Source organism: Blastocatellia bacterium (assembly GCA_035275065.1).
In the GTDB taxonomy this organism is placed as follows: domain Bacteria; phylum Acidobacteriota; class Blastocatellia; order UBA7656; family UBA7656; genus DATENM01.
This window is the reverse complement of sequence record DATENM010000055.1, coordinates 106334-119153: the sequence shown is the minus strand read 5'-3', so window position 1 is coordinate 119153 and position 12820 is coordinate 106334. Positions and strand designations below refer to the sequence as shown.

12 protein-coding genes are annotated in these 12820 nt (G+C 60.9%); 2 read left to right on the top strand and 10 right to left on the bottom strand.

What is annotated here, in order from left to right:
• Positions 1-12: 12 nt before the first annotated feature.
• The 9 genes from VJ464_13110 to VJ464_13070 all read right to left on the bottom strand — a co-directional run bounded on the left by VJ464_13110 (position 13) and on the right by VJ464_13070 (position 9816).
• On the bottom strand, positions 13-708 hold the full coding sequence (locus VJ464_13110) for a site-2 protease family protein (protein ID HKQ06068.1): 696 nt from the start codon (positions 706-708) through the stop codon (positions 13-15).
• A gap of 68 nt (positions 709-776) precedes the next feature.
• Entirely contained in the window at positions 777-1802 is a 1026-nt protein-coding gene (locus VJ464_13105) for an IPT/TIG domain-containing protein (GenBank protein HKQ06067.1), read from the bottom strand.
• Between the two features lie 155 nt (positions 1803-1957).
• A complete protein-coding gene (locus tag VJ464_13100) occupies positions 1958-2635 on the bottom strand; it encodes an HAD family phosphatase (protein HKQ06066.1) in 678 nt (225 codons plus the stop codon).
• A 110-nt stretch (positions 2636-2745) separates the two neighbouring features.
• Complete coding sequence (locus VJ464_13095; protein HKQ06065.1) at positions 2746-3432, bottom strand: EF-hand domain-containing protein; 687 nt, start codon at positions 3430-3432, stop codon at positions 2746-2748.
• Positions 3433-3468: 36 nt separating this feature from the next.
• The gene (locus VJ464_13090) at positions 3469-6468 is read right to left on the bottom strand and encodes a TonB-dependent receptor (GenBank protein HKQ06064.1); all 3000 of its coding nucleotides are present in this window, start codon (positions 6466-6468) and stop codon (positions 3469-3471) included.
• Positions 6469-6532: 64 nt separating this feature from the next.
• Positions 6533-6976: a hypothetical protein gene (locus VJ464_13085; protein ID HKQ06063.1), complete on the bottom strand. Its 444-nt coding sequence runs from the start codon at positions 6974-6976 to the stop codon at positions 6533-6535.
• Complete coding sequence (locus VJ464_13080; GenBank protein HKQ06062.1) at positions 6966-7505, bottom strand: hypothetical protein; 540 nt, start codon at positions 7503-7505, stop codon at positions 6966-6968. The genes VJ464_13085 and VJ464_13080 overlap by 11 nt, the downstream gene beginning before the upstream one ends.
• Entirely contained in the window at positions 7502-8248 is a 747-nt protein-coding gene (locus VJ464_13075; GenBank protein ID HKQ06061.1) for an RNA polymerase sigma factor, read from the bottom strand. Before VJ464_13075 ends, VJ464_13080 begins: the two co-directional genes overlap by 4 nt.
• Positions 8249-8589: 341 nt before the next feature.
• Positions 8590-9816 carry a tetratricopeptide repeat protein gene (locus tag VJ464_13070; protein HKQ06060.1) on the bottom strand — a complete coding sequence of 409 codons (1227 nt, stop codon included), beginning with the start codon at positions 9814-9816 and terminating at the stop codon, positions 8590-8592.
• A 146-nt stretch (positions 9817-9962) separates the two neighbouring features.
• Between VJ464_13070 and VJ464_13065 the strand changes: the two genes are divergently transcribed.
• Positions 9963-10835 (top strand): uracil-DNA glycosylase, encoded by an 873-nt coding sequence (locus VJ464_13065; protein ID HKQ06059.1) that lies wholly within the window; start codon positions 9963-9965, stop codon positions 10833-10835.
• Positions 10836-10907: 72 nt separating this feature from the next.
• Here VJ464_13065 and VJ464_13060 read toward each other — a convergent pair whose 3' ends face one another.
• Entirely contained in the window at positions 10908-11249 is a 342-nt protein-coding gene (locus VJ464_13060) for a zinc-ribbon domain containing protein (GenBank protein ID HKQ06058.1), read from the bottom strand.
• Between the two features lie 470 nt (positions 11250-11719).
• Here VJ464_13060 and VJ464_13055 point away from each other — a divergent pair, with 470 nt between their 5' ends.
• A complete protein-coding gene (locus tag VJ464_13055) occupies positions 11720-12640 on the top strand; it encodes a hypothetical protein (GenBank protein HKQ06057.1) in 921 nt (306 codons plus the stop codon).
• Positions 12641-12820 lie beyond the last annotated feature (180 nt).

Sequence of the window (12820 nt, the reverse complement as noted above, 5' to 3'; positions counted from 1 at the left end):
CCTCGTTTAATTCTAGGCGCCGAGCACGTAGAGCACGGCACTATACACCGGCTTTAGAATCGCATTGAATACGCCGAGAAACATCAACAGGTAAAGCAGGATGAAACCGAATGGGCGAATCTGGTAATAGGCTTCCTGCATGCCGGAAGGCAACATCTCTTCAAGGATATGGCTGCCGTCGAGCGGCGGCACCGGAATGAAGTTAAAGACGCCGAGCAGGACGTTGAGCAAGAGCATGACGCTGAGAAACACCGCGAGCGGGGCCATGAACGCCGCCTGTCCCGCCGCAGGCGTTACCAGCGTGTAATAGCCGCCACTCAACGTCAGCACGCTACTCATTAGCAGCGCCTTGATGATGATGAAAGCGATCACCGCCAGGATGAAATTGCTCAAGGGGCCGGCGGCGCTGACCATAATGTTGGCCTTCGTCTTTTCGCGCCACAGCAGCGGGTTGGTCTGCACAGGCTTGGCCCAGCCGAGCAGCGGGATGCCGCCGATGGCGCTCAGAATCGGGAAAAGAATCGTGCCAATCGGGTCTATGTGAGCAATCGGGTTGAGCGTGATTCGCCCCTGCATTCGCCCCGTGTCGTCGCCGAAGCGCTCGGAAGTCCACGCGTGTGCCGCTTCATGAAAGGACAGCGAAAACAGCAACACGATGAACCAGATGATCAGGTTGCCGATCTGAATTTTTTGTAGCAGTTGTTCCAATCTTTTACTCCCACTCAAGCCGATGCGGGCGTCTGCCGTGGTTGCTGATCGTCATGTCGCTTGCTGGATTAGAAAGGCCAGTAGCCTTCGATGCCGAGAGGCAGGCTATACAATTCGCGATTCGAGGCGACGATCATGCTGCCGTGATCGTCGAAGCATAGGCCGACCAGTCCGATGCCGGCGACAATGATCTCGGCCTCGGCATCCGGCGTAATCTTGACGATGCCGCGATGGCCGCGCCGGCTCGCCGCAACATAGAGGTTCCCTTGTCGGTCAAACGCCATGCCTTGCGGGCGGCCCAGGCCGGTGAAGAAGCGGATCACTTCGCCTTCCGGCGAGATGCGGACGATGCTGTCAAAGCTGGAGAGCGACGGGCCGGAAACGTAGAGATGACCGTCCGGCCCGAACGCCAGATGATAAGCGGCCATGCTCGGTTCGAGCGTCGCAAAGCTCGTCGCCTCGCCAATGTCATTGATGCTGTAGATGGTGCCGCCGCGGTCGCCGACGTACATGCGGCCTGCGTTGTCAAAGGCGATGCCGGTGGCAATGCCGAGGTTGTGGGCAAAGGCTTCGGCTTCCTTGAAAGGCGTGACGCGATAGACCGTGCCGTCGAAGCGGCTGGTGATGTACATCTCGCCGTCGGGGCTAAAGGCCAGGCCCGTCGGGTTGACGATGTCGGTCAGAAACGGCTCGCTTTCGCCATCGGGCGTGATTTTGTAAACCGAAACCGGCACCTTCTGGCCGCGCGTTCCCGACAGCGTCGTGTAGATCGCGCCGTTGTCGCGGTCGTAGGCCGGGTTTGAAACCGGGTGCAGGTTTTCAGCGATCTTTTCACCGGCGACAAATGGGCGGCCTTTGCTATGCTTGCCGTTGGCCGAGAGCGTGATGCTAATCTCGCCCGCCACCAGGTCGCTTGCAGGGATCGGCGCGATGACGCGCGTTGGCGAGCAACTGATGGGGCGCGTGTCGGCGCCGCCGAATTGGACGAGCGCCTGATCGTAGGTCGAAAAGGCAAAGCCCCGGCAGGTGATGATCACCTCGCCGCCTTCGACACCGGCTGCGGGCTCGACACTTTCGATTTCAGGCTGCGCCATCGGTTTGCTCTGATCCTTTCCCCATCAGTGAAAATCTATATTACTTTGAAGCCCGGCGAATGTCCATCAAGACCAAAAACGCCATGCCTGGCGAAAACATGGGAAGGGAAGGGCGTTGGCGAGATAAACGCTATCTGATTGCGAGCTTTGCGGATTTAGCGCATCAGCCGCTCAAGGTCGCTGAGCGCCAGTTCAGCAAAGCTCGCGATCACCATATCGGCGGCGAGCAAGCGTTCGCGCGGGTAGGAATTGGTCACCGCCAGCACCGCCATGCCGGCGCGCTTGCCGGCTTCGACGCCGTGCAGCGAATCTTCGATGACCAGGCACTCGGCGACGGCGATGCCGCCGGCTTGCTGCGCGCTTAACGCCGCGTGAGCTTTTCTGAACGCTTCGGGATCAGGTTTGCCGCGCGTTACGTCCTCGGCGCTCACGATTGCGGCAAAGCAATCGCGCACGCCGGCAAATTCGAGGATCAAGTTGATCTCGTGACTGAGCGCGCCCGATGCAACAGCCATCGTGTAGCGCGCCGCCGCCGCGCGAATGAACTCGGCGACGCCTGGAAAGATGCGCAGGTGTTCGCGCATCACCGGCTCAAGCCGCGCCGCCTTGTGCTCGATCAGCTCGCGCAGCTTGTCCGCGGTCAGCTCTTTTCCATGAGTGTGGAAGGCTTTGGTAAAACAGCCGCGGTCGTCGAGGGCGAGGTATTCGCGAAAGTAGGTCTCTTCGGTAAGCGTGATGCCTTCTTCGCTGAGCGCGCGCTGCAAGGCCGCAAGGTGCAGCGGCTCGCTATCGGCAATCACTCCGTCGCAGTCAAAGATGATGGCTTTTAACATCAGGAGGAAGAAGTCAGGAGTCAGGAGTCAGGAGTCAGAATAAAAACGGAAGCGAGCGTCCGACTTCCTCTTCCATTCTGACTTCTGACTTCTGACTCCTGACTCCCGACTTATTGCTGTGCTTGCTTTTTGGCTTTGGCGCGTTCGGCCATCTGTTTGAGCGCCGTTTCGGCTTCGTCGCGGGTCACTGAGCCGTCTTTGTTGAGGTCGAGCGCTTTGAAGGTGCGCTCGTCGGTCACTTCATCTGCCGTCAGCTTGCCGTCTTTGTTCTTGTCAAACTTGGTGAACAGGTTGGTGACATCGACGCCACCGGTCGCCTGGTTCTGTGCCTCATTCGCCGCCGTGTTGATGGCGCGGAAGAGACCGTTCAGTTCTTCCTGTGATAATTCGCCGTCGTGGTTGGCGTCGAGCGCGTCGAACAGCGTCAGCATCTTGGCGAACTCGTCGCGCGAGATTTTGCTGTCTTTATTGGCGTCGAGGAATTTCGTCAGCGATTCGCCGAAGCCGCGACCGCCGCCGCCGCCGCCCATGCGATTGCGCATTGCGCCCCACTCAGCCTCATCAATAGCGCCGTCTTTGTTGGTGTCGAGACGGTCAAAGAACTGCGGCGGCCCCTGCCACTCGTCTTTGCTGATCTTGCCGTCTTTGTTCTTGTCGAGGTCTTTGAATTCCGGCATCTGCATGCGCATGCCACCGCCACCCGGCACCCCACCCGGCGGCATGTCTTGCGCGTTCGCGATTGAGGTCGCGCCCAGCATCACCGCCATTACAAAAAATAAGCCCAAAAATCTTTTCATTCTGCTTGCTCCTTAAACCTATTCACACAGTCCGACCTAGAAACTGAATCGCATATTCAGCTCGACGCGCCGCGGGCCGCAGCCACCGAAGAAGCCGCCGAAGCCGCCGCCGCCGCCACCCCCGCAGGAGCGGTTGGCGATGCCGAAGAAGGGCGAGGTCAGCACGCCGTTATAATTCCCCGGGTTGAGATGATTGAAGATATTGATGGCGTTGACCCCAATCGTCAGGTTGTACTTGTGACGCGTGTCGCCGCCAAAGCCACCCATCATCATCGGGCCGCCGCCGCCGCGCTGCATCATCATCGGGCTGGCGCCGCCGCCGCGGGTATTGCCGCCGCGATTGTTGCCGCCACGATTGTTACCGCGCTGGTTCTGATTGGATTGCCCGTCCGCCGGCTTCGATTGATTGCCTTGAGCCGCAGCGCGATTACCATAGCTATTGGCCGGCGCCCCGAAGCCGAAGGTCTTCGACAGCGTGAGGTTGGCGGTAATGGCTCCCGGCCCATCGCCATAATTGCGCGGAATGATCTGGTCGCCTAGCTGCGGGTCAGGGTTGAAGACGCCAAAGCGCGTCACAATCGCGCCGGGGTCACCGGGCTGCGCAAACGCCGGGCGGTCAGAGTAGACGTTGTCGCGGTTGTTATCGCGCCCGGTTGTAATGTTGAACGGCCCGCCGCTGCGGATAACGACCGACGGCGTGAGGCGCAGGCTCCACGGCAATGTCACGTTGGTCATCATGAAAAAGTTGTGGCGAACATCGCCCCCGGCGCGGCCCCACTCGGTCGTCAGGTCATAAGGGTTGGCCGGAGTCGAGTAGGCGCCGTCGGCGTTGCTGTGCGTCGAAGCCAGCGTGTAGAAGGCGAAGAAATTGAGCCGCTGATTGATGTTCGCGTTCACGTTGAACACCAACTGGTGGCGCGTCGAAAGGCCGGTAGACTCGAACTGTAGAATTGGCCCTTCGCCGGGGAACGGCAGCACCGCCTGCCCACCAGTAAATCCGAGCGGCGCATTGATGTTGCGCGTCCGCAGCAGGTGGACGCCGCGCATCCAGGTGTAGGTCACCGCGGCAAAGATATTGTGCGGCAACCGCCGTTCATAGCCGATGGTGCTCTGAATCGTATAGGGCGCGTTCAGGTCTTCGGCTTTGATACGAATCGTCGGCTGCACCCGCGACAACGCATTGAAGTTGTCGGGAATCACCGGATAGAAGGCCGGCTGCGGAATCGTGAATTGCTGCTGATGCTCGCCGTCCAGGCGGATCGTGTCCGCCGTGATGCCGCTGTCAAGCTGCGAGTAGAAGACGCCCGCGCCGCCGCGTATCGTGCTCTTGCGCGCCTTGTCGGGATTCCAGGCCACAGCGAGGCGCGGCGCGATGTTCAGCTTGTCTTGCAGGTGCGTCTGGAACTCGCCGCGCAGGCCATACGAAAGGGTCAGGCGCTGCGAGACTTTCCAATCATCTTGCGCGAAGAGGCCGTACTGCCACTGCGAGAAGCCGATGAACGGATCGCCGCGGTTGATCGAAAACTGCGACGCGCGGTATCCGGGAACGCCTGTGACGACGCGCCGGTAAAGCTCGATTGGGCTGATCGGCGTCGCCACGCCTTGCGCGTTCAGCAGGATGTTGCCCTGCGCGTCGCGCTCGAAGTCCCTGCCGAAAACGAAGGTGCCGCCGAAGTTCGAGCGGTTGAGGTTGTCGAACTGCAAGCCTTCGGCGCGCCACCCACCTTTGAAGGTGTGCGATTTGTAGCTGTAGGTCAGCGTGTCCGTGAGGTCGAGGTTGCGGTTGATGTTGTCGGTAAACGCCTGGCTGCCGCCGCCATTGAAGGCGTCAAGCACGTTGATTGCGATAGCGTCCGACAGCGACGCCGAGTTGTTGTTGCGCCGGCTGAGCTGCAAGCGCAGCTCATTAACGGCATGCTCGCTGGCAATCGTCGTCAGCGAAAAACGGAGCGTGTCCTCGCTTGAGGATGATTGCGTCGCCCGCTCCGGCAAGGCGAAGCCGCCACCGTTGGCCCGCTGTGATTCGTTGGTCGAACGCCGGTACTGAAAGCCCAGCGTATGCTTGCTATTGAGCAGATAGTCGGTGCGGATCGAGAAATTCAAGCCTCGCGTCGGCGTCAGCAGCGTCGCGCTGAACGGCTCTGGCTGCAAGGTCACGGGGTTGAGCACGATGGCGTTGACGATATCGTTGCCGTCGTTCTCGAACCTCTGGAAATCGAAGAAGAAGCCAAGACGGTTGTGGATGATCGGCCCGCTGAAGTTACCGCCGAAGCGCCGCGTTTGGAGGGGCGCGCGGAAGTTTGCGAACGGGTCGCGGGCATTCAACGACTCGTCGTTGAAGTTCATATTGAAGCCGCCGTGATAGGTGTCCGTTCCCGGCTTGGTGATGATCTCGATGCGCCCATGACCGGGCTCGGAAAATTCCGCGGAGTAGGGATTCTGATTGATGTTGATCCGCAGAATGGCTTCTTTGGGCGGCAGTTGGCCGCGCTCGCGGAAGCCGCCGACATAGACCGCCGCGTCGTCAACACCGCCCGCCGCGCCCGCCATCTGCTTCAAAGTTTGCAGCAGCTCGTCCGGGTCATCGGGCAGCGCTTCAAGGTCTTTTTCGGTCAGCGTGATCGCTGACAGATTGCGGTCGGGGTCGGTCGAAACGCCGGGCGCGTTGTCTTTTACTTCGACCTGATCGGTGATCATGACGGCGAGCTTGACGTCGAACGGGTCTTTGCGTTTCTGCGTCAGATCAATCTGTTCGACGAACTTCGCGAAGCCTTCGACTTCGACGGTCATCGTATAAACGCCGGGCGCTACGCTGATGCGATAGCGGCCCGTGGCGTCCGCCGTCGTCGTGTAATGATGGCCCTGCCCGTCATCGAGCGTGATGGGCGCGGCGGCGATGTAGGCGTTCTGTTCGTCAATGATGGTGCCGCGCAGCTCGACATTCGCCTGCGGCTCGCCTTCGTCGGCAAAGGCGATGACGGTAAGATTCGTGAGCAATGAGAGCAAAATCAGTGATGCGGTAACAAGTCTCTTCATAGTCTTCATACATCCTGTCGATTCTCTGTTGCCGGACCCACAGCGCCGGCCTCAAGTAGGGGCTCTACTTCTTGTGCCTTTCTTTCTCTTCCTGCTGCATACGCTCGCGCTCGCGGTCCTTTTCTTTAAACATCTCTTCGACCTTCGGCAACTGGCTTTCGGTTAGCACGGCGCGAATCTCGTTGCGCGTCTGCTGGCGCAGGGCGTCGAACTTTGGCTCGAACGGCTTCAACAGCGGGTCGGTCTCTTTGCGAATCTCCGCGTATTTCTCGCGGTTGTTATCGAGAATCTGGCGAATCTGCGTCTTCTGCGCCTCGCTCAGGCTGACCTTCTCATCGATGCGCTGGATGATGCCGCCGGCGCGGTCGTGCGGGTCTACTTTTTCAGGCGCGTTGCTGGTGAATTTTTGATAGAGGTTCAGCGACAGCGCCCCCGCCGCGAAGCCGATGACGAACACCGCGGCAATGACGAGGCGCGCTTTGGCCTGGCTGCTGGTCTTACTTTCCATTTTTCTTCTCCTCACTGGCCATCACGCTATCGAGCGCGTCATCAACCGACGGCGACGGGTCATCGAACAATAGCGGCATGGTGCCTGCGATCTGTTGACTGCCCTTCGGCGCGGTGATGCTCCAAAGGAAAGTGGCGCCGATGATCAGCAGCAGCAGCAAAGCCATGGCCGGGATCAACTGCCGCGCCGTGACGAAGAGCGCCGCCGTCCACGATTCGTCGGCGCGCTCGACCGCCGGCTCGCCGCGGTGAATGCGCGCGCGCACCGCCTTGAAGAAATCTTCGTCGGGCGCGGGCATGTCGCTGGCCGCCGCCGCGTCGAGCGTCGCGCGGCTAAGCGCAAGCAGCCTGTATTCCATCGCGCAGCCGTCGCAGGTTCCGAGGTGCCGTTCGACGGAGGCGCGCTCCGCGGCGCTCAGCGCCTGGCGGATGGGCACGACGCGCGCCTCCTTGACGGCGAGCAGCGCCGGCAATTGTCGGCGCGCTCCACGACAGGTGATTGTCTCCTGATAGGCCATCTTCTGACTCATTGCTTACTCCTCTGCATGCGCTCCCCACTGAGGATCAGTCGCTTCATCGCGTTGCGCAACACGCGGCGCGCCCGGAAGGCGCGAACTTTGACTTTCGACTGACCCCACCCTGTTAGTTCGCTAACTTCTTTGACCGAGTAACCGTCGCGGTCAATCAGCACCACGACGAGCCGGTCTTCCGGCTCCAGCTTGGCAAGCAAGCGGTCGGCAATCTCGCTGGCGTCGCGCTGGCGCTCTTCCGAGCGGTGCCGCGCCCGCGCCGTTTCGAGCATCTGCAACTCCAGCCAGTCGTCCTCTTCCTGAGACTCGTGCGGCGTCTGCTGTTCGCCGCGCCGCCGCTGCGCCCGCAGTTGGTCGTAGCAGGCGTTGACGGCGATGCGCGCCACCCAGGCTTCAAACGAGCGCCCCAGCGTGAAGGTCGCCAGCGAAAAGAAAGCCTTGGCAAAGACCTCCTGGGCGATGTCTTCGATCTGGTCACGGCGGCGGAAGAAGCTGCCGATGATGGCGAAGACGCGCGGGCTGTAGCGGCGCACCAGGACTTCAAAGGCGTCGTGATCGCCTGAGAGGCTGCGCTCGACAAGCGCGTCTTCGGCCGGGTTGACCGGCTCGCGCACCTCCAGTGCTTCGACGTCGGAAGGCGCAGCCTCTTCGGGCGGCGGCGACAACGAGTAAACCTCGTCGCGCGCCCCGGCAGCCATGCCTGGGACCGCGCTCTGCGCGCTGCGATGATCGCCCTTTCGCAAAATCCACTCCACTGGTTGGGGCAGGGTGATGGTCGCTAACTGGTTGACGGCGCTAACGACTGCGCCAAGGCGCTTTGGTCAAGCCAAAGCCCTGAATGAACGCTTTTACGTCAACTCCGTTCAGCCTTTTGCCAATCGCAGCGCCTCTCCGCGAACTTCTCTGGCAAAGAGCCGTGATAACCGAGCTTCTCGATTACCACTGCATAAGACGCGCGGGCGGCGCAACCGGTTACTAAAAATGTGTTGCCCCGTTTTGTATCCAACTGCCATGTTAGCAGATTGGGGAGGGCCGTGGAGAGCAAAAGCGCAGGGTTGAGCAGGTGCGGGCCAGGGTCCGCGACTCAGTTGCTGCCGAGCGCGGCGTTGATCTTTTCAATCACCCCTTCGACCTCGGCGCGGTTCGGCGCTTGCGGCACGTCTATCAGGTACTGCCTGAAAGCCTGCCGGGCCGCCGGATATTTCTTCTCCGCGAAATAGACCTGCCCGAGCATCAGTTGCGCGCCACCCATCTGCGCGCCGCCCAGGCGGTAGGCCGCCAGCAGCGCCCGTTCGGCCCCGTCCAGCTCATTCATTTGCAGCAGCGCGCCGCCCAGTTGCAGGTGAATTTTCGGCGAATCGGGCAGGGCTTCCGCGGCCAGTCGCAATTCCGCCGCCGCCGCCTTGTAGTCTTGCTTCTGGTTCAACAGCAGACCGAGCTTGTAATGCAGGTCGCCTGCCGCTTCCTGGCCGGCTTTATTGACGCCGAGCGCGGCGCGATAATGCGCCTCCGCCTCGTCCGTCTGGCGGAGCGCGACCAGCGCATCCGCCATCGCGATGTGCGCGTCGCCGATGGTCGGGTTCTCCTTCAAGAGCGGTTCGAGCAAGGTCACGGCTTCGCGGTTCTTACCGCGCCGCGCCTGAATCAGCGCCAGGTTCAGGCGCGGATGATAAACCCGCGGCGCGACCTTCATAGCGCGCTCAAACATCTGCGCTGCCGGTTCCAGGCGGCCCGCTCGCATATAGATCACCCCGAGATCGTTCAGGGCGCGAAAGTAGTTCGGGTATATTTTTAGAGCGCGTTCGAGGCCGCGCACCGCTTCGTCAAACTGTCCGTTTTGGTAAGCGCGCCATGCGGCCTGATAGACTTCGCGGGCGTTGTCGGGCGCGAGGACATCGAATTCGGCGAGATCGACCACTCCGGCGGGCTTGGGCGCCGGGCGGCGCAGCGGCAGCAGAAAGACCGAAATGTAATACACGCCATACTCTTTGAAGCGCGTCGTGGTCGTCGCGTAAGAGGTGCCGTCGCTGGTGACCGTAAGCTGATAGCCGGCGTCGGATTTCATGCCGAGGACGCGCGACAGCAGGAACTTGCCCTTCGAGTCTGAAAAGAAGGTCTCGACCCGCCCGGCATCGCTTTCGAGCGTAAAGCGAATCTCATGCGTCGGCAGCGAGCCGTCGGGCATGAAGAATTGGATGGATGGCGGCGCGCCTCCGGGGCCACCGCCGCGCTGTGCCCAGGCGGGGCAGGCCGTCAGCAAGAGGCACAGGGCTGCCAGCAGCATCGGTCGCGCTTGGGATTTTGAGAGCATCAACCACCTCCTGTGGGTGCGCCTTCGATCTGTCAATGATCGCCCAGGGTTGATCCGACCTTATCACAAATCCGCGTCGGGCGGAATCGGTTTGCGGCCTCGCGGTCAATTGACGAACGCAAGCGCAGGGGTGAAAATCAAGGCGCATGTCAGAGGAAATTATTGAAGCAATGGCCGCCGTTGCGCGGCAGCTCGAAGAGCAGTTGAAGTTCTATCGTGAGATCGGCGTCACCGAGATCGGCGATTCGCTGCCTGCCGCGAAACCGGCTGTGGAGGCCGGCTTTGCGGTTCCAACGAAGATATCGGTCGCCGATCCGACGCCGCCGGAGATCAATGCTGCCAGGCAGGAGCCTATGCCAAAGAAGAAAGACGCGCCCGGACAGGCTGCGCTGTTCGGCGACCTCGAGCCGACCGACGAAACCACGCCCGCCGCTCGTCCGCTGCCCGTCATCCACTCACAAGACCCTTCGCTTGAGGCGATCCGCGAAGAGATTGGCGAATGCACGCGCTGTAAGCTGCATGAGCATCGCACGCACATCGTCTACGGCGAAGGCGACTCGCAGGCCCGGCTGGTCTTTGTCGGCGAAGGTCCGGGGGCCGATGAGGACGCCACCGGGCGGCCCTTCGTCGGTCGCGCCGGCCAATTGCTCGACAAGATCATCGCCGCCATCGGCCTGAAACGTGAGCAGTGCTACATCGCCAACGTCGTCAAGTGCCGCCCGCCCGGCAACCGCACGCCGGAGCGCGACGAAGTCGCCACCTGCGAGCAGTTCCTCTTCCGGCAGCTCGCCTTCATCAAGCCGCAAGTGATCGTCGCGCTCGGCTCGCCGGCTTTTCAATGCCTGCTGCGGACGAAAGACACGATCACGCGGTCACGCGGCGAGTGGCGCGACTGGAACGGCATCAAGGTGATGCCGACCTTTCACCCGGCCTATCTGCTGCGCTCGCCGGATAAGAAGCGCGAAGCCTGGGAAGATATGAAGAAGGTGCGTGATTATCTGGGCACGCTCGGCGACTGACGGCGCGCACACTGCCGCCGAAAAGGCGGCCAGGCGGGTGGACGGACGCAAATGGTTTGTGAGGCGAAGGGGCTAAGCGAGCGGCGCGTGAGCGTGCGCGGACGACGCACGCATCCTCAGGAAACAATCCCGGCAATAAACCGGGCGTCCCTGGGTCGGGCGAAACGGCACGGTCGTCTCGACGGCGCACAAGGCGCAGCGCACCAGGACTTCGACGCGCTCGCGCGGGAACGGCTGTCCGAAACTCGCCATGTTGGCGGCGATCCGCTCATTTTTTTTCGTCTTGCAGCCTTTGCAGCGCTTCGGGTCGTTCTTTAAGCCCTTGTCGGCAAAGAATAGCTGCTCGCCGGCCGTAAAGATAAACTCTTCGGCGCAATCTACGCAGTTAATGACCTTATCCTTGTATTCGTACACTTTGGGCCTCCTACTCCTTGATCCAACCGGTCCGTCCTCAGGGAAAGTAATCTGGTGTGAGAGGGTTTCATGAGCGGCAGGCGTGAGCTGAATCTGCTGATACCCCTCCCAGGTGACTGACCCTTTAATTTCTCGTTCGATGTTACCTCGATTAATTTTCGGAGCGACTGCTACGTATGACTGCGTAAATAATCAACCTAAGTGGCTGCCAGCCATTATCGCTTTATTTGCCTGAGTGTCAAGAAAATTATCACGTTTCCCCGGACCGAATTGCCATTTTGTAGAGTAGTCAAAATTCCCAAACCGTGACGGGATTGCCACATCGAGAAAAGGGGCGAGCGGCGGCGTCGGGCGCGGCATTTATTATTGACTTGGCCCGGCCACTCTGGTACTTTGCCGGCAGTTGCAGCAATCAAGTCTGCCCCCGAAGTCCGGTTCATTTCGCTCCCCGCAAACTCGAAGGAGTCGCCATGAGAATCATTGCCCGCGTCGCCGTCCTAGCGGCGGTGTCGCTTGTGTGGCTGGCGCTGCCGGCCGCCTCGCAGCAGCACGGCACCGACCAGGCCGATCCCATCACCAGAGGCACAGACGTCTATTGCACGGGCTACATTGCCGACGTCATGCCGAGCACGTCTTTGCAGATCATCGGCGCCGAGCAGGAGAACATGAAGGTGACGTTCGCGCAGGGCGATGTCGTCTTTCTCAACCGCGGCCGCGGCGCCGGCATCCAGCCGGGAGCCGCCTATTTCATCATCCGCCCGCTCGGCGAGTTCAAACACCCATTCAACAAGAAGAAGATGGGCGTCTATGTCCGCGAAGTCGGCTTGCTGCGCGTCCTCGAAGTCCAGGATCAGACCGCCACGGCGCAGATTCTGGTGTCGTGCGACACCGTCGAGTTCGGCGACCTGCTGCGTCCTTATGAAGAGATCGCGCCGCCGGTGGCGCGCGAGTCGCGGCCGCTGCCGCGCTACGGCGAAGGCACGAACGAGACCAAAGGCCAGATCATCATGGCTCCGGGTTTTCATGAACACCTTTCGGCCAATCGCGTCGTCTTCCTGGACCTGGGGCGGCAACAGAACGTCCAGCCGGGCGATTACTTCACGATCTACCGGCAGACCGGCCCGACCGAAGGCATCACCCAGACGCCGAAGACCGACATCGTCCGCAAGCGCGATAAGGATTTCGGCAGCGACCGCTATCAGGGCGGCGAGTATTCGGTACAGGCGACCAACAAACCGCTCGAACAGATCATGAAAGAGCGCCCGTCCATCCCGCGCCGTGTGCTGGGCGAGATGGTGGTGCTGAAAGTCGAAAACCATACCTGTGTCGCGATGATCACGCGCACGACCGCTGAAGTGACCATCGGCGATTTCGTCGAACGCTCTAATTAAGCTGCGAATGGCCGGAGCCGCAATCTGCCGCTCCGGCCCTCCCTTCCTGTTTGCCTGCTCGCCAACCCCGCCTGACGGCGGCCTTTTCCCCGGCGACTGCTCGTCACGGCAGGGAAAGCCCTAACCTATGATCAATTCACAAAGCCGCTTTGCGACGACTGACTGAATGTCTATAATGAG